Here is an 18,005-nt window from a genome sequence, read left to right as displayed (position 1 = left end):
CCCCCCCGTTACATTCGCACAAACTGGCTTAAGAAGCGCAGATCGTTCGTGTAGAAATGACGAATATCATCGATTTCATATTTCAGCAATGCAATACGCTCGACGCCCATTCCGAATGCAAAGCCGCTCACTTCATCCGGATCGTAGCCGCCCATTTCCAGAACGCGCGGATGAACCATTCCACAGCCGAGTATTTCCAGCCAACCGGTGTGCTTGCACATCCGGCAGCCGCGGCCGCCGCATTGGGCGCAGGTCACATCGACCTCGGCGCTTGGCTCCGTGAACGGGAAGAAGCTGGGACGCAGACGGATCTGCGTCTGCATGCCGAACATCTGCTGTGCGAACTGAAGCAGTGTCCCCTTCAAGTCACTCATGCGGATGTTAGGTCCGATCACGAGCCCTTCAATCTGAATAAATTGGAACGAATGCGTCGCGTCATCGTCGTCGCGGCGGTACACCTTGCCCGGACATATCACTTTAACGGGCGTTTTGCCGTTCATCGCCTTCATCGTCCGGATCTGCACCGGCGAAGTATGGGTACGCATCAGAATTTCATCCGTAACGTAGAACGAATCCTGCATATCCCTTGCCGGGTGATCCTTGGGCAGATTCAAGGCTTCAAAATTATAGAAGTCCGTCTCCACCTCAGGGCCTTCCGCGATCGTATAGCCCATCCCGATAAAGACGTCTTCAATTTCCTGCGCGACCTTATTCAAGGGATGCACCGCGCCGGCGGGAAGACGTTTGCCGGGAAGCGTAACATCAATCGTCTCCGCGCGAAGGCGATTTTCGGTTTCTGCCTGCTGGAACACAGCCTGCTTCTCCTCAATTACAGCTTCGATCGCAGCGCGGACATCATTGCCCACCTGTCCGATAACGGGACGCTCTTCAGCGCTCAGGCCGCCCATTCCCCGTAAAATCTCGGTTAACGCACCCTTTTTCCCCAAATATTTAACCCGCAGGTCGTTCAACTGCTGTGGATTCGCGACATGCCCCAGTTCCTGCAGCGCCTCCGTACGCAAGGCTTCCAATCTTTCCTTCATTACTCTCATTCCCTTCAACAATAGTCAATAGTCGATCGATATATCCGTTTTAAGAAAAACAAAAAAAGGCCCTCTCTCCCCGTAAGGGACGAAAGAACCGTGTTACCACCCTAATTCGGATTGCCCTTCATCTAATCACGCACGGCAATCCCTCATACCGGCTTTAACGGGCCGGGCCCGGACTTCCCTACTGCAACACCAAAAGGTGCGCGGTTCAAGCAGTCTGCTCTGGAGTGAACTTGGGCGGCGTTTGATCTGCAAAGACGCTCTCAATCATGGCGTCTTCTCCCTGTGCGCGAACCGCGGCTTACTTTTCTCCATCATCGCATCATGTTTATGGCTTCGTTTAGAAAGCTATCCATTTACCTGATCAACTAATTATAAGCAAAGCGCGGCCTCTTCGCAAGGCCGCGCTCCCCTGGTCCCCCAATGAAATTCAACTTCGGGCTCTGAGCCTAAGCTTTTCTGCGTCTGGCCAGGACGAAAATCAACGCAATGACCGAAACTGCAAGCGCGGCTATCGCCAGCCACAAGGTTACCGCATCTGTGCTGCTGTCGGAATCAGACGGAACCGCTGCATTATCACTGGACACAGCCGCGGCCGCGCCGTGAGCATCCCCTTCAGCCGTACCTGCCAATACCGTCGTGACAGAAGCAGGGTGATCGGAGCCATCAGCGCCGACCCATTCCACTACGGTGTTATCGCTGTAGGTCTGGTAAGCTTTCCATACCAGTTCCTTGGCATCGTCGGCCACTCTTCCCTGGATGCGGAATTCATCGAACTCGGTCTGTGCCAGACCTTCGCCCTCTGCCGTCCATGTAATAGAAGTAATAGCATTCTCCGCCGTTTTCTCAAGCTCGACCTTCCAGCCCGGCTTGGGTTGGACACGGCTTACCGCCGCGCCCTCAGGCACCTTGACCTGAACCGATTTGGTCGTCACATTCTCCTCTTCGCTCGGAACGCGAACTGTAAATACTTCATAGGTACCCTGCGTTGTTTCAGCAGGCTGTACCGATACATGGGCGCTGGCGATACCGGCAAACAAAAACAGCGATAGCATTGTCATAATAACTGTTGACCATTTTTTCTTCTTACTCATCTTCTCGTAATCCCCCTAATCCGTCTTCAGCAAGTTCATCGGTTTCGTATTTCAGCGGCAATTGGCCCCTGATACCTGCCTATTATATCGTTACGGCGGGGGAGACGCATGACTCGATAGGGCTATACAAATGTGATTAATCCATGACATCGCCGCTGCGCGGCAGCAGCCCTTTCTCCATAGCATAGCGCGTGAGCTGTACACGATTATCAAGATGAAGCTTCTGCAAAATATTTTTGAGGTGATTTTTCACCGTATTCTCAGAAATCCCGCAGTCCTCGGCAATTTGGCGGTTCGAGCTGCCGGAAGCAACCCGTTCGAGCACTTCTCTCTCCCGTACAGTCAGCGGCGTTTTGCCGTCCGGCTTCCCGATGACCTGCTGCTGCTCTTCAGCCTGACGTCCTCGTACTGAGTTGTTTGTTGCCGCTCCCGCTCTCGATTTCATGACTCCTGCAATGCCTTTGGCGTCTTCGGGCAATCTTGGCCGCTCTTGGCCGCCCGTTGTGGAAGCGCCGCTGAATTCCTGCAGCAGTCTGTATGCCAGCTCTTTGGAGAGAGGAACTTCATCAATAACGATCGCCCGCAAATATTCCATCCAAGCGGAGGGAGAGAGATTTTTGAGCAGATAGCCCTGTGCGCCCCGTTTGATCGCTTCGAACAAATCGGCTATGTCGTCCGAGACGGTAACCATCACAATCTTGATCCGCGGATCGATTGTTTTGATGGACTGCGTCGCCTCCATGCCGTTCATGACCGGCATATTGATATCCATCAGAACAAGATCGGGCCCGAGCTCTGCGGCAAGCAAAACGGCCTGTTCGCCATTCACTGCTTCCCCGATAATTTCGAACGAATCGTCAGCGCTCACAATATCGCGGATTCCTTCCCGGCCATGCGGATGGTCATCTGCAAGCAGCACACGTATTTTTTTCGATTCCGGCATCCGGTATCCTCCTTCCTTCACCGTCTCTATTCCTTCTCCACAGTGATCAGGGTTCCGTTCTGCTGTACATCCGCCGATGCAAAGCTGCTGCTGACTCTGAAGGTCCAGCCCATAGCCGCTGCGCGGTCCTGCATCATGCGGATGCCGTATCTTCCTTTGGCGTAGAGCTGGCTCTCGGAGGCACCAATACCGTTATCCTCCACCGTGCAGTGAAAGCCGCCCGTCTTCCCTGCCGCATCTGTCGGCTTGGCCTGTACGATCAACAGCGTCGCAGCTGCATGCTTCCGGACATTGAGCATCGCTTCGCGCACGATTGCGAGCAGCTCTACCTTTTCCTTGCTGCTCAAAGCACTTTCGGTCACCTGCCAGTCAAGCTTCACGGCAAGTCCTCCAAGCCGAAGCTCCTCCGCCATCGCGGACACGGACTCCATCCACTGGACATCCGTTATAGACGGCTGGCTCCGCAAGCCTGCTATAGACTGGCGAACATCCTCATAGACATGCCTCACCGTCTGCCTGATTTGCTCCTTGGTTTCCTGGATGCGCTCATTATCCTGCGCGTGCTCCAGCTTATCGAGCTTGACCGACAGCAGGAAAAGCGACTGGGAAATGCCGTCATGAAGCTCTCGTGCCAGCTGTTCACGCTCCATGAATGCGGCTTTGGCCATTTTCTCCTTCTGCAGCGAATCGCTCGTCTGCTCCAGCATCTGGAACAGCTTGCGCCCGAGCGTCGCCGTAACGGTCAAAACTATGACCGGCGCCAGTAAGTTGCCCAAATCCATGGACAGATAGGGAAGAAGGAGAGTGTGCCGGAAATATTCCCACATCGCGATCGTCAGGGTTGGCATCCAGAGAATCAGCCATTTAATCCGTTTGTAAGGCAAGCCCGCTTCATGTTGACCGCTTGCCTTCCCGGCATCGGTATCCGTTTGGCTGTTTTCCGCAATACCCGATTCCTTTATATCCTCCTTGGTCATTTTCCGCTCCCCTCCGCCTTTTCCCCCATTGCAGCTCCGGCCCGATCGGCTTTAATAATTGCGGAACTCATACGTTCTGACGATTTCATTATCTTCCTTGTCCATGACCCGGACCTCGGCGATCCAGCGGCCCGCAAAAGGAATGAAGGGCCCTTCGGCCTTATAGGATGTTTTGATATAGCCGTCGAAGGTAGTCAGCTCCTTGTCCACAAAGGACTGTATAGGCACATCGATCGGCCCCAGCTCTTCATGGTCGGCTGACCGCAGGCGCAGCAGCACCGACTTGGGCTCCCCCACCTTATCCGGCAGCCAGACTCTTGCGATTAACTGGTTAACGCCGGGCTTGTTGGGATTGATCTGCAGCGTCAGATGCATATCCTCGCCCATCTTGTGATAATAGACCGGCTCATTTGCAGGAAGCGGACTGACATACGTAAATAGTGCGGCGACTGCGATAATGACGGCCATCAGACCGGCATCGACCCGCAGCAGCGAGGTGGTGGGCAGCTTGCCTCTGCGCGTTCGCAGATGAAGAATGCCCCCCGTAACGAGAACAAGCAGCACAACCCCTGTCTTGATAAGCAGCAGAGTACCCCACGACGTATAAAACAAATATTTTAATGATGGCAGGAAAAGCAGTGTCATTCCTACGCCGGAGAGCACGAGCAAAGTAATGGAAAGAAGCGCGGCCCGGGAGAAGGTCAGCGCGAAACGCCCCGCCTCCTTGCGGTCGCTGAACCAGAGCGCAAGCACCAGCACAAGCCCCCCCGCCCACACAGCGCCTGCAGCCAGATGGATGAAGTCAAGGAGCACAGTCAGCAGCTTCGGCTTGAAAACCACAGCATGCCCGCTCCAGCTCTCCACACCGAGAATGGCCGCCGCCCAAATGACCTTGAGGGGACGGCTGAACCGCAATACGGCAAATCCAATCACAGCAAGCACCAGCAATCCAATCCATAGATGCCCGATAGAAGTGGACAGGAACAAGCGGCTGTATTCACTGGACGGGTAGTCCTTAAGAATCTCTCGCGAGTGAATAAACACATAAAGCAGAGCGGAGACGAGCAAAGCACGCATCGCCAGCTGCTCCCATTTCTTCATGTTCTCCTCGATCAGAGTGCTGCGCTTGCGTACCAGGACTGACCAAAATACCATGCCGACAGCAAATAGCAGGGCGGCATAATAAGCGATCCGGACGGCGTAAAGAATGAATTGCCCGGTGGACAGCTGCGTGGACGCGCTGTGTCCCTCGTGCCCGAGAGCCTGATGCGGATCAAAAGCCGAAGCGTCCACGCCTTCCGGGGGGTTACCGATCATGAATACATAGGAACCGCTGATCGGATGCCCGTCCGCGGAAATGACTTGATAAGCAACCGTATACACACCCTCGCCAAGCTTCGGCAGCTGAAGCTTGAGTGATTTACGGTCCTGGCTGGTTACAGGTTCATTGGAGGTTACGGAATTGGACCTGGAATCCAGAACCTCAAGCGACCCTACCTGGGACTCAATCGATTCATTAAAGGTAAGCTCCACATCCTCAGGGGTTCCATCCAGCCGGGTATTGGCTTCCGGCGAAGCTCGTTCGAGCTCCGCATGGGCTTCTGCTTTCCCCGGTATGCCAAGGAGCATAACCGCTATCATCATAAAAACAGTAAGGAGGGTGAAGAAGGATTTGCATATTGTGGTAATCGAGCGTCTTGTTTCTGTCATGGCCGGCAACCTCACGTCCTCTCGCTGGGCAGCAAAATATTCTAAGTTCCAGTTTACTAAACGATTCCGCCGAACACCAATCTGTAAATCTGAACATTTGGTGATAAATGTTGGCCCGCTTAGAATCTCCAACTATTTTGCATTTCCAAATCTTTCAATTTGTAGCCCAAAAAAACGCGCAGCCGTACGTTTTCATCCATTTTCAGGCCGGTTTCGGAGAGGTTTCGGAACCCTTATTGTCGAATCATATTCCTTGACAAACCACAATATATTGGTGTAATTTTGTTTAATATTATCAACATATTGTGTATATAGGGGTTGTAACCAAAGCCCTTCGACAAGGAGTGACTTGCGCTCGTGGATATTATTAAAAGGAACGGCCAGAAAGAAGAACTGATTTTCTCCAAGCTTAAAAAGGTCATCGATTTCTCATGCGTCGGATACAGTGACTGTGATCCGCTGGAACTCGAAACCGCTCTGCTCCCCTATTTCCGCAACAATATTACCACCAAGGAAATTCAACGTACGCTTACACAGGTGGCAGTCGAGAAGACAAGCATCGAACAGCCGAACTGGCAATACGTTGCAGCCAAGCTGCTGATGTACGATCTTTATAAAGAATCCGCAATCAACCGCAAGTATGGCTACTTCGGCTACGGGGATTTCTACTCCCTGATTACCTATCTGACGGATAAAGGATTATACGGCAAATACATACTTGAGCATTACACCCGCGAAGAAATCCGCGAATTGGGCAATTACATCGTGCCGGAGCGCGATTATTTGTTCAATTATATCGGGCTCAAGACGCTTGCCGACCGTTATCTGATCAAGAGCTTCAGCGGCGATGTGCTTGAGCTTCCCCAGGAGCTCTTCATGGGAGTCGCGATGCATCTGGCCATGAAAGAAGATGACAAGCTCGCCTGGGCCCGCAAGTTTTACGATGTGCTCAGCCGTCTGCAAATGACGGTTGCCACTCCGACGCTTGCCAATGCCCGCAAACCGTTCCATCAGCTGTCAAGCTGCTTCATCGACACGGTGCCGGACAATCTGTGGGGAATTTACAATGTCGATTCCAGCTTCGCGCAGGTATCCAAATTCGGCGGCGGCATGGGGATCTACATCGGCAAGGTGCGCAGCCGCGGCTCCAATATCCGGGGATTCAAGGGCGTTGCCGGCGGAGTTGTGCCATGGATCAAGAACTATAACAATACCGCAATTGCGGTGGACCAGCTGGGCGTCCGTTCCGGCGCAGTAGCTGTCTATCTGGATATCTGGCACAAGGACATTCTGGACTTCCTCAACCTCAAGACAAACAACGGAGACGACCGGATGAAGGCGCACGATATTTTCCCCGGCGTATGCATTCCCGATCTGTTTATGCGCAAGGTGAAGGACCGCGAGAATTTCTATCTGTTCGATCCGCATGAGGTCCGTTCCATGATGGGCTGGTCGCTTGAGGATTCATGGGGCGAAGAGTGGGAGAGCCGTTATGAGGAATGTGTGGGCAATCCGAATCTTTCCCGTGATGAAGTGCCTGCCATTGACATCATGAAACGTATTTTGACCAGTTCGTTTGAGACCGGCACGCCGTTCGTCTTTTTCCGCGATGCGGTTAACCGCGCCAATCCGAACAAGCATAAAGGCGTAATCTACTGTTCCAACCTGTGTACGGAAATTTGCCAGAACATGAGTCCTACTGAATATGAATCATCGACGCATGAAGACGGCATGATCACGACCAGAGTCAAGAGCGGAGATTACGTCGTGTGCAACCTCTCCTCTCTGAATCTCGGCCGCACCCGGTCGCGTGAAGAAATCGAAGAGGTCGTCACCTGCCAGATGCGGATGATGGACAACGTTATCGACATTAACCACTACCCGATCCCACAGGCGGAAATTACCAATCAGAAGTACCGCGCTGTCGGACTTGGGACAAGCGGCTATCATCAGTGGCTGGCGCTCAATGGAATCGCGTGGGAATCCGAAGAGCATCTGGAGAAAGCCGATGAGCTCTATGAGTGGATTAATTATTGCGCCATCAAGGCATCCATGGAGATCGCCAAGGAGAAAGGCGCATATAAAGTATTTGAAGGCAGCGAATGGCAAACGGGAGAATTTTTCGACCGCCGCGGTTACGATAGCCCGGACTGGCAGAAACTAAGGGCAGAGATAGCCGAGCATGGTGTCCGCAACGCCTGGATGTTCGCCATTGCGCCAACCGCCTCCACATCGCTCATTGCCGGCTCAACCGCTGGTATTGACCCGATATTCAGCAAATTCTTCGTCGAGGAGAAGAAGAACGCGGTCATCCCGCAAACAGCACCTAACCTCAATGAGGAGACGTTCTGGTTCTACAAGGAAGCGCACCATATCGATCAGCACTGGAGCATCAAGGCTGCGGGCCGCAGACAGCGCCATATCGATCAGGCTCAATCGTTCAATCTGTACATCACGCCGGAATACACGGCGAAGGAATTCCTTGATCTATACATGGCCGCTTGGGAGAATGGTCTCAAAACGGTCTACTATTGCCGCAACAAAAGCCTTGAAGTAGAGGATTGCGAAAGCTGCAGCGCGTAAAGCGCTGCAGCTTTCCTGCCCACAACCCTTGAGTTGTCCAAAACCGGCAAATAATGGTGACTTGAGTAATGATTTTGCCGGGCAAGGTTTCTTAGTAATAAAGGAGGCAGCAAGCCAATGGATTTGCAGAAAAAGAAGCTGTTTAACGAAGATGGCGACCGTGACTGGGGCAAGCGCCGCATGATCGGCGGCAACACCACAAACCTGATTGAATTGAATAATGTGAAATACGACTGGGCGACCAAGATGTACCGCACCATGATGAACAACTTCTGGATTCCCGAGGAGATTCCCCTTGCCCAGGATGCCAAGGACTATAAGAATTTAACGCTTTCCGAGCGGAACAGCTATGATAAAATTATCAGCTTCCTGATCTTCCTGGACTCCCTGCAAACAGCCAACCTGCCTAACGTCAATGAGTATGTAACGGCGCCTGAGGTGAATCTGTGCCTGACCGTCCATACCTTCCAGGAAGCTGTCCACAGTCAATCCTATTCCTATATTCTGGACAGCGTCTGTTCGGCTGAAGCGCGCGACCAGATCTACAATCTGTGGCGCGAGGACAAGCATCTGCTCAAACGCAACCGGTTCATTACCGATCTGTATGAGAATTTCATTTCCAACCCGTCCTCCCAGAACCTGATCAAGACCATTATGGCCAACTATATACTCGAGGGCATCTATTTCTACAGCGGCTTCAGCTTCTTCTATGCCCTGGGTCGACAAGGAAAAATGCTCGGAACCGTATCCGAGATCAAATATATTCAGCGTGACGAGCTGACCCATCTTGCATTATTTCAAGGGATTTTCCGCGAAGTCCGCAGAGAAAATCCGGAGTTGTTCACACCTGTGCTGATCGAAGAGCTGCGGCAGATGATGAAGACTGCCGTTGAGCATGAGATCGAGTGGGGACAGTATATCACTAATAATCAGATTGCCGGTATCACCAACGAGATCATCGATCAATATATCCGTTTCCTGTCGAATGAACGTCTGCGCAAGCTTGGACTCGAAGTTCTCTACCCTGAGGTTGTCGAGCATCCGATGCGATGGGTGGAAAGCTTCAGCAACATGAACGGAATGAAAACCGACTTCTTCGAGCAGAAAGTAACGAATTACAGCAAGTCGTCCAATCTCAACTGGGGCGATCTGTAGAAAGCCTGTCAGTTTCCAGTGTGATGACGGTATAAAACAGCAACCCCAAGCGTCTTCACACAAGCTTGGGGTTTTAATATGGTTTATCATCCATAAAATCACAACATGATTGCCGAACTCGGACTGGACCAGAGGGCCTAGACCCAAACATTGACAAGCTAGACAATCAAGAGTATGCTGACCGGACCATTAACTATGCTCAACCGTTGTTTCGACGGCCAGCTCAGCTAACAGTAACGCGAATACATGGCGGCGCTAAACCTCATCGTTTAAGATCTATTATCTACCTTCTCAAGAGTAAGCTCGCGGTCTGACTGGCATGCTCGACTAAAGTCCAGCAACAGTCTGGTCCATGGGACGATAACAATTGTTTCTATCCCCTGTAAGATTAAAGCAGAGAATAGAACGGGGGAATTCATGATGTCTGAATCTATATTGGGTATCAATGCGATACTCGCCATCGTATATCTGCTCGTTGCTCTGCTGGCGGGTTATGGAACCGGCAGCATTGCTTTTCGCCATACCATTGCCGACATGCAGCGCAGCGCGAAGCTGAGTCTGGGGCTGCTGGCCCTGCTGGCGTTGCTCGCCTCCGGGCAGATCGCCTTATTCCTGTTCTTCTCCACCTACAGCTGGTGGTTTGTATGGGATAAAGCGCTGCTGTTTGTTCCGATGGTAGCCATGCCGCTCACGGCATGTGCGATATACTCCAGACCCAAGCTGATGGAGATCATTCGTCTGAAGGCGGATGAGCCGGAACTCCCGGCCAACCGGACCAAACGGCGCAGCGCGGCGCAGGCGCGGCTTGTTGTTCCGATCCAGACCTTGACGGTGGGCGCCATCATCCATGCGTCAATGATTTTATATCCGCTGCCCGTTCAGTTTCAAAATGAGCTGATGATCCTGATCGCAGCGCTTGCAGCTGCTGCCGCCCTGCTGATATGGCGGCAAAATGCCCGCAGAAGACGGATTCACCGGGATGATGGAACCTCTGCGATCCACTGGATGAAGCGCGTCGGCGTCTATACATCGGTATGCCTGCTCTTTTCTTTCGCAGTCATATTCTCGGTCTCAACGGCTAGATCCAAAGCCATTGTTCCTGTACCGGAATCTTTATCGCGGCATACGAACTGGACCGAATTCTCAAATATCCTCTCTTCGTACCGGCCCAAAGATAGAATCAATAAAGCAAACAGCGGCACCAATTTGAGTCCTAAGCCAGCCGGAACCATCAGCAGAATGAGCAGCCAATGAACGTCCACCTCATGGCAGGTTCCTATGTTTGGTTTCCGTACGGGATTAAGTGCAGGCGCGCATCCTCCGGTTCACAGCAGATTAGCGGATATCACAAACCAAACAGGGCTGTCCTGGAATGACCTTAGAAATCACCGGTCAACCAGGCAGCCCTGTTCGTTTGGAAATAGGATTTCAAATTCGTGATTGATTTTCAGAGTCAAGCCGTCTGACTGCGGTGACGATACCAGTTCTCGAACAGGCTTGCGGGAATAGGCTTGGTGAAGTAATAGCCCTGCGCTTCCTCGCATTGGCGTTCCCGCAGGAGACGGATCTGCTCGTCGTTCTCCACCCCTTCAGCAGTCACTCTCAGCTTCAGGTTCTTGGCCATGGACGTAATCGTCGTTACAATTGCAGCGTCGCTGCCGCCATTGGTCAGATCGCTAACGAACGAACGGTCGATTTTCAGCTTGTCTATCGGAAACCGTTTCAGATAAACCAAAGAGCTGTATCCCGTTCCAAAGTCGTCAATGCTGATCTGCACGCCTAGCTTCTTCAGGCTGGTGAGCGTCTCGGTAGCGAATTCCACGTCGCTGGTCATGCTCTCCGTAATCTCCAGCTCCAGATATTGGGAGGCCATACCCGTCTGCTCCAAAATCGATTTGATCCGCTCTGCCAGCTGATGCTGACGGAATTGGCGCATGGACAGATTGACCGACATCATCATTGGCGGCATTCCCGCGTCCTGCCAAGCTTTATTTTGCAAACACGCGGAGCGCAGCACCCACTCGCCCAGCTGCAGAATAAGGCCGTTCTCTTCCGTCAGCGGAATGAATTCCCCTGGCGGCAGCAGACCGCGCTGCGGATGAAGCCATCTGACCAAAGCCTCCACTCCGACGACCTTATTCGTTGCCAAATTGACAAGCGGCTGATAGGCAAGGGTGAACTGCTCCTGCTCCAGCGCCCGGCGCAGATCGCTTTCCAGGCGCAGCCGGTCATGAGCCTTCATATTCATATCCGGTATGTAGCTGGAGAATTCATTGCGGTGAATTTTGGCGTTGTACATGGCCGTGTCGGCATTTTTCATCAGCACATCCACACTTTTTCCATCCTGGGGATAAAAAGAAATGCCCACACTGATGGTTACATGATATTCAGCCTTATCCAGCAGGAAAGGCTGGTTGAATAGCGCCATCAGCGTTTGCGCCTGCTGCTCCGCCGCCCAACTCTCAGTCAGGTCCGGCAGCAGGATGACGAATTCATCTCCTCCCATCCGAAACACATGCTCCGGCATTGCCGCAGCCGCGCGCAGCCGCTCAGACACGGCCTGCAGCATCTGATCGCCAAAGGAATGGCCCAGCGCATCGTTAATGGTTTTGAAGCGGTCAATGTCCAGCAGCAGTATCGCCAATTGATTCTTGCTGAGCTGCGCACGCTCAATCTCGATATTTAACCGTTCCGTCAGCAGTCTCCGGTTCGACAAGCCTGTCAGCTCGTCATGATAAGCCAAATAATTGATACGCGCCTCTGAACGCTCCTGTTCCTTGAACGGCTCCTCAATGGTTACATAATAGATGCCCTTGAGAAGATAATAGTAGCCGGCAAACTTATAAATATGGCCCACCAGCATATCGGTGTCATGCAGGTTTTTGCTGAGGAAAAACTGCAGGTTGGCAAACAGGAAGAAAACAAGCGACTGGATGATCGTAAGAAGCGCTTGCGGCCGCTCGTTGCGGTTGCGGTAGAGAATCATCCCGATACTGGCGCTGTAAGCGACGAAAACAACCGTCCCGACAATGACCTGCACAACAACCAGCGACGTACCGGAAAACATGCCGATATCCGTCCACTTGGTGAAAGAATAAAAAAGAACGGCCAGGAGCAAGCCGAAGCCAAGCGCGAACAAAACGACCGGACGCCTGATCAGGGCCGGTATAGGGGCATCATTGCGCCGGAAAATAACAAACAGGCCGACCGATCCGATTAACTGCGCCGAAGCCGCATAAATGTGGGACAATGTCGTATCTCCCACATAATGAAAGAAAGGCATCCCTTCCATTGTGAGAGCGTGCAGCATATCGAACAGGCCTACGATACTGAACAGGGCTCCGGTAAACAACCTCTGGCGCGATAATGATTTTACGAAAAACAGCCATCCTAATACCAGGATCGTGAAGCTGATCGCGAAGTTGATAAACTCCATGATGGAATGGACAAGCAAATTCAGATGGTCGGGAATCTGGTAATACAGCTCACCATGAACAAGTTGTATAAGAATAAAGCTGATAACGGCAGCAAGAGCTGTACCTAAAGTTATTTTTTCCGCCCGGTTTATCGACATGGTGACCCCTTTCATAAAAAAAGCCAGGAAGCGCTGAAATATAAGCAAAGCATGGAAAAAGTGCCGGCTCTCTTATATTGCAATATGTATCGGATCCATAGAAAATCAATACACAATTATCCCCCCTTTTCAATCCCTGCCGGGTTAGACGGATATGCAGCTTCTTAGGTGGGCGTGCTTGGCTTCCCCCGGCTTAAACTTGACTTGTCCTGTTATAATGGAGCAAATGCCTGCTTTTTAGGATAGACCATTCCATAATAGTTTGTACTATAAAGGTTCATCTTGTCCAGCACCTTTCGCCGCTGACAATCCCAAAACTTTTTACGCCATGCATTCGTCGATTGGGCAGGAGGAGGAGCTTCGATGCTAACGGCCGACCATTTAGGGAAAAAATATAAAAAAAGCTGGGCGCTTGAACCGTTATCCATGGAGTTTACCAAAGGCCTGTATGGACTTCTCGGCCCTAACGGGGCCGGAAAATCGACGCTTATGCGCCTGCTGGCCGGCCTTCTCGTCCCGTCAACCGGAGACGCCACCATCCGGGGAGTGTCAGTCCGCAGCGGTGTATCCGCCAGACGCCTTATCGGCTATGTTCCGCAAACCTTTCAAATGTACCCGCAGCTGACCGCACGGGAATTGCTGAGACATGTGGCCCGGCTGAAAAATACCGGAACCAGGCATGAGCAGGATGCTGAAGTGGACCGGCTGCTGCATGCCGTGCATTTGGAAGAGCAGGCTGACCGTGCCGCCCGGACCTACTCCAGCGGAATGGTGAAGCGCCTCGGCATTGCCCAGGCGCTCGTCGGAAGCCCGCAGGCAGTTATTGTAGATGAGCCGACAGCAGGCCTTGATCCTGAGGAGCGTATCCGGCTGCGTAATGTACTCGCAGAGCTCGCTCACAGAAGCACAGTCCTGCTTTCCACGCATGTGCTCAATGATGTGGCGGCGGGCTGCCGCAGTGTAATCGTGCTGGGTAAAGGCCAGCTGCATTACGAAGGACCGCTGGCCGGACTCGTCCGTTTCGCCGAGGGCAAACTGTGGGAGTGGGAAGCATCCGAGCACGAATGGCGGTCGATGTCGTTGGAATGGCTGATGACCGCCCGGAAAACAGAGGACGGCATATACTGCCGGGCGATTGGCGATACGCCCCCTTCACCGTACGCTTCTGCTGCTGCTCCAACCGTTGAGGAAGGTTATACGGCTCTGATATCAAGCTTGCCGTCGGAGGATGGGCAATGAGGACGCTGATTCTGCAAATCCGGCTGGAACTGCAGCTGTTGTACAAGCGGCGCTGGCCGCTGCTGCTTCCTCCAGCAGCAGGTGTATGGATGCTGCTCCAATGCTTTAATTCGCGGCAGAATCAGCTTTTAAATCTTAATCTCAAGGCCGCAGAAGCACATGGCACCATCATGATGTTCGTCACACTCGTTCCGATCCTGCTTGGCGTGCTGCTTATTCGGCGGGATACGCTCCATGCCTCCTTTGAGTGGAGTCTTGGATTGCCGGTCACCAATCGCGTCATTATTACCAGCAAGTGGACAGCAGGTTTTGTTTATATGAGCTTATTCACCCTGCTGATTCAAGCCAGTTATGCGGCCGCAGCCTGGCATTATGACCTCGCCTCGGCATCGGCTCTCCGTGAGATAATCTGGTATTCGCTTTTTTACGAGATGTCATTTGCAGCAGGGACTGCGCTTGGTCTTCTTCTGGGGGCACTGATGCCTCTGCGTTTCTCGCTGCCGATCGGGTTCTGCGGGTGGGTGTTCGGTGCGCTGTTCGTACCAAGCCTGCTGGTGGAAGGCCTTCATTGGTATCCTGTGAAAGTCTTCAGTCTCAACCAGCTCATGGGCATCTCCAGTTATGCAAACAATGAAATCTGGACATTTGAGCTGATAAGCCGGGAATACATGATGATTGGAATTTTTGGGGCGGCATTCAGCCTGTTCATGCTGACGGCTGCCGGTGCGCTCTTTGCCCGGGAAAGGCCGGTATACAAGGCCAAAACTCCCTTCATCATCATGATGGCTTGTCTGCTCCTGTCTGCTGCCGCTTATGTTCCGTATAGCCAGCTTTGGTCCAAGCGGTATGACCAGCAGCGCATCATGCTTGCTGCCGCGAAGCCTGATGCCGACATTAATCAGCATATCCCTTACCAGTTTCAAATCAGCAGCATGGCCTTGGATATAGTCCGTCACTCTGATAATTCACTTGAAATGAAGGCGCGAATTGCACTTCCGACCAGGGATGGCAAGCTTATTCCTGCGTCGGGTCAGTCCAGGCAGGTGGCTGTTCATTATCAGGGACAGATTTCCTTCCTGCTCGATCCGCTGCTTCAGGTTCTATCCCTCAAGGTGGATGGCAATCCGGCTCCATGGAGGCGTGATGGCGATTTTATCTCATTCGGCAAAAATCTGCTGGAGCGCGGCAGGGATGATCATGTCATCGAGATCGCTTACGGAGGCATCCTGAATGAATGGAGGGCGGACGGGGGCACTGAAACGCGGTTTGCTTTTGTGCAAGGCCGCAATGTGCTGCTGCCCGCCCATCTGGGATGGTTCCCGATTCCTGGCGGAGATACGCTCAAAATGATAAATGGCAGCTTTATATCGGACCGTGTGGACGTTATAACTGGCTGGCGCACGAATTTTGACGTCAAGCTTCATGGATTTGCCGGACCCATTTATGCATCGATAGCACAAGCGCCGGATGACAATCCGGACGTCCGGCATTTCGTCCAAAAATCCGCCGAAGCTCCATTTATATTTGGCGGCGACTTCACAGAGGTGCGAATGCCGGGTGAGCCTGTAAAGGTCATCACAACACCGGGAAGCATAAAGGACAGCCGCTTGTTCCTGAGCCAGTTGAATCAGAAGCGCAGCTATTATTCCAGTTGGTCAGGGATGCCGCTCGACAATCTGAAGCAGGTTTTATATTTTCCAATGGGCGGCCTGTTTCCTTTCTTTGCTAATGCGAGCGGTATTGTTCAAGGCAATATGTTCCTTATTCAAGCCAATCGATACAGCAGCTTGACAACTTCCGGGTTGGAGAAAATCATGAGCACTCTCCTGTTCGGCGATAATACCGAGGTCTATATGAATGTAAACAATTGGGACGATTATCCCGATCCAGAGAGCAGCTACTCGATTGTGCAGGAGATCCGCTCGGCTATTCTATCCCTTGATCAGAAGGAAGCCTATTCCGGGACGGATCCGACCTTCAGTATCCAGATCATGGGTGATTCTCCCCCGTCCCGGCTGATGGCTGCCATGATTAACGATGCCTTCTCAAACGGCGAGGCTGATCTCGTGAAGCGCGTGCTGCTGCGGTTTCTGCATCAGGGACTGCAGGTGAGGGACCTTTTCCTCAACCTGCCTTATTACAACAGTGATATAAACAGGAATCCTTTCCGGTATCCCCTTATCACGTGGAATGACTGGCTTCGTATCTGGAATGAAGAGAAAGGCAGGTGAATGAGTCATGACGGATGAGGAATTGCTTCAGGGCATGTTGACTGGCAATCAGGCAAGCTTCGAAGCGCTTGTGCATCGGTATCATGCTCCGTTATCCGGTTTTTTGCAGCGTCAGCTTCGTGATGCGGAACGTGCGGAAGACTTTGCACAGGAAACCTTTCTCAAGCTGATCAAGCAGCTTCAGCTTAAAAACCCGCCGGACAATGTCCAGGCCTGGCTCTACCGGGTAGCTCTCAATATGTGCCGCGATTACTGGAAAAGCTCCCAATTCAAAACCGATCAATTTCCCTTTGCCGATCCTCCTGAGCAGCGTGATTCAAGTCCTTCCGTGGTGGAACTGGCGGAGCGCCAGGAGACCAGAAAGGAAGTGCTTCATTCGCTTCAGGCGCTCCCGGAGGTGCAGCGTGAGATTATCACCCTGCGTTTCTATCAAGACTTGAAGCTGCAGGATATCGCCGATATTGTCAGTCTGCCGCTCGGTTCAGTCAAGACTCATTTGTACAGCGGATTACGGAAATTAAAGGCCCGGCTGGGTCAAGGGCGGACCGGCAGGGAAGAAAGCGATGAAGGAGGCCAACGGTATGAACGCACCAAAAGATGATGAATTAAAGCAGATGGAAGAAGAAATGCGGATGCCGCTTTCCCAAATCATGACGAACACGATTTCGTCCCATGATACAGCCGTGCTCATCCGGACTCTGCAGCCCGCCTTCGATGAATTGCGGGAGTCTTATGAGAATGCCCGTTTCTCGCACAGCGGGAAACCCATTGTCAAACGACCGTCTCTGCTGCGGCTGCTGCGTTCCCAGCTGTCTTCCTACTCCCGCGTTTACTGGGGTTCAAGCTTCGTCGTATTCGTAATGCTCCTGTGGCTTCTGCCCACTCATGATGATGTCTCTCTGGAAAAGGCCGGAAGCATGTTTACACTGGCTCTTCCCGCACTTCTGCTGGCTTCTCTTGCCTACAGCTTCCGCTCCTGGAATAAGGAAATGCGGATGATCGAGAGCATCACGCCTTATCCGCCGGCACTGCTGCTTGTGGTAAGAACGATGATTGTCATCGGCCTCAATCTGATTTTTGGAATTGCCGGATCCATCTACATGAATATTCATGTAGCATCTTTTCCAATGCTGCCCTTCATGCTGCAATGGCTGTCGCTTCTTCTGCTGCTCAGCGGTGCAGCCGCTTATGTGCTGATGTGGAAAGGATTCAAGGCCGCATTCGCATGCTCGTTTATCCTCTGGGCAGGATGGAATGGCGCCCAGCAGCGTGCAATGCCCATAATCGATCAGACGCTCAGCCACCACTTTGTTGCCCTTCATGCGATTGTGCTTGCTGCCGGTCTGCTGCTGCTGGTGCTTGCATATCGCCGCAGCTTCGGCACGAGGCTGCTCCCGAATTGACGGCCGGAAGCTGCTCATTTGCCCAGAGAACTCTACTTTATCAAAGG

General features: G+C 52.4%; 13 protein-coding genes. 7 read left to right on the top strand and 6 right to left on the bottom strand.

Features of this window, described 5'->3' with window-relative positions:
* Positions 1-8 precede the first annotated feature (8 nt).
* From pheS to AC0YNV_RS16965, 5 genes are all read right to left on the bottom strand, one after another.
* Entirely contained in the window at positions 9-1,043 is a 1,035-nt protein-coding gene (gene pheS, locus AC0YNV_RS16985) for a phenylalanine--tRNA ligase subunit alpha (RefSeq protein ID WP_210045576.1), read from the bottom strand.
* A gap of 455 nt (positions 1,044-1,498) precedes the next feature.
* A complete protein-coding gene (locus AC0YNV_RS16980; RefSeq protein ID WP_475769108.1) occupies positions 1,499-2,143 on the bottom strand; it encodes a YcnI family copper-binding membrane protein in 645 nt (214 codons plus the stop codon).
* 136 nt (positions 2,144-2,279) lie between these two features.
* Complete coding sequence (locus AC0YNV_RS16975; protein ID WP_475769107.1) at positions 2,280-3,086, bottom strand: response regulator; 807 nt, start codon at positions 3,084-3,086, stop codon at positions 2,280-2,282.
* Positions 3,087-3,112: 26 nt separating this feature from the next.
* A complete protein-coding gene (locus AC0YNV_RS16970; RefSeq protein WP_475769106.1) occupies positions 3,113-4,063 on the bottom strand; it encodes a sensor histidine kinase in 951 nt (316 codons plus the stop codon).
* A 51-nt stretch (positions 4,064-4,114) separates the two neighbouring features.
* On the bottom strand, positions 4,115-5,773 hold the full coding sequence (locus AC0YNV_RS16965; RefSeq protein WP_475769105.1) for a copper resistance CopC/CopD family protein: 1,659 nt from the start codon (positions 5,771-5,773) through the stop codon (positions 4,115-4,117).
* Positions 5,774-6,130: 357 nt separating this feature from the next.
* Between AC0YNV_RS16965 and AC0YNV_RS16960 the strand changes: the two genes are divergently transcribed.
* The 3 genes from AC0YNV_RS16960 to AC0YNV_RS16950 all read left to right on the top strand — a co-directional run bounded on the left by AC0YNV_RS16960 (position 6,131) and on the right by AC0YNV_RS16950 (position 10,765).
* Complete coding sequence (locus AC0YNV_RS16960; RefSeq protein WP_210045572.1) at positions 6,131-8,356, top strand: ribonucleoside-diphosphate reductase subunit alpha; 2,226 nt, start codon at positions 6,131-6,133, stop codon at positions 8,354-8,356.
* Positions 8,357-8,473: 117 nt separating this feature from the next.
* Positions 8,474-9,511, top strand: coding sequence for a ribonucleotide-diphosphate reductase subunit beta (locus AC0YNV_RS16955; protein ID WP_210045571.1), 1,038 nt, complete (start codon positions 8,474-8,476; stop codon positions 9,509-9,511).
* 417 nt (positions 9,512-9,928) lie between these two features.
* The gene (locus tag AC0YNV_RS16950) at positions 9,929-10,765 is read left to right on the top strand and encodes a hypothetical protein (RefSeq protein WP_475769104.1); all 837 of its coding nucleotides are present in this window, start codon (positions 9,929-9,931) and stop codon (positions 10,763-10,765) included.
* 199 nt (positions 10,766-10,964) lie between these two features.
* Here AC0YNV_RS16950 and AC0YNV_RS16945 read toward each other — a convergent pair whose 3' ends face one another.
* A complete protein-coding gene (locus AC0YNV_RS16945; protein WP_475769103.1) occupies positions 10,965-13,085 on the bottom strand; it encodes a putative bifunctional diguanylate cyclase/phosphodiesterase in 2,121 nt (706 codons plus the stop codon).
* A 363-nt stretch (positions 13,086-13,448) separates the two neighbouring features.
* Here AC0YNV_RS16945 and AC0YNV_RS16940 point away from each other — a divergent pair, with 363 nt between their 5' ends.
* The 4 genes from AC0YNV_RS16940 to AC0YNV_RS16925 are packed head-to-tail and all read left to right on the top strand — an operon-like array spanning position 13,449 to position 17,958.
* The gene (locus AC0YNV_RS16940; protein WP_475769102.1) at positions 13,449-14,324 is read left to right on the top strand and encodes an ATP-binding cassette domain-containing protein; all 876 of its coding nucleotides are present in this window, start codon (positions 13,449-13,451) and stop codon (positions 14,322-14,324) included.
* Complete coding sequence (locus AC0YNV_RS16935; protein WP_475769101.1) at positions 14,321-16,555, top strand: M1 aminopeptidase family protein; 2,235 nt, start codon at positions 14,321-14,323, stop codon at positions 16,553-16,555. Before AC0YNV_RS16940 ends, AC0YNV_RS16935 begins: the two co-directional genes overlap by 4 nt.
* A 7-nt stretch (positions 16,556-16,562) precedes the next feature.
* On the top strand, positions 16,563-17,156 hold the full coding sequence (locus tag AC0YNV_RS16930; RefSeq protein ID WP_475769100.1) for an RNA polymerase sigma factor: 594 nt from the start codon (positions 16,563-16,565) through the stop codon (positions 17,154-17,156).
* On the top strand, positions 17,137-17,958 hold the full coding sequence (locus AC0YNV_RS16925) for a hypothetical protein (protein WP_475769099.1): 822 nt from the start codon (positions 17,137-17,139) through the stop codon (positions 17,956-17,958). The genes AC0YNV_RS16930 and AC0YNV_RS16925 overlap by 20 nt, the downstream gene beginning before the upstream one ends.
* Positions 17,959-18,005 lie beyond the last annotated feature (47 nt).

Source organism: Paenibacillus sp. JT31N11 (assembly GCF_056269285.1).
This window is presented reverse-complemented; position numbering and strand designations above follow the sequence as displayed.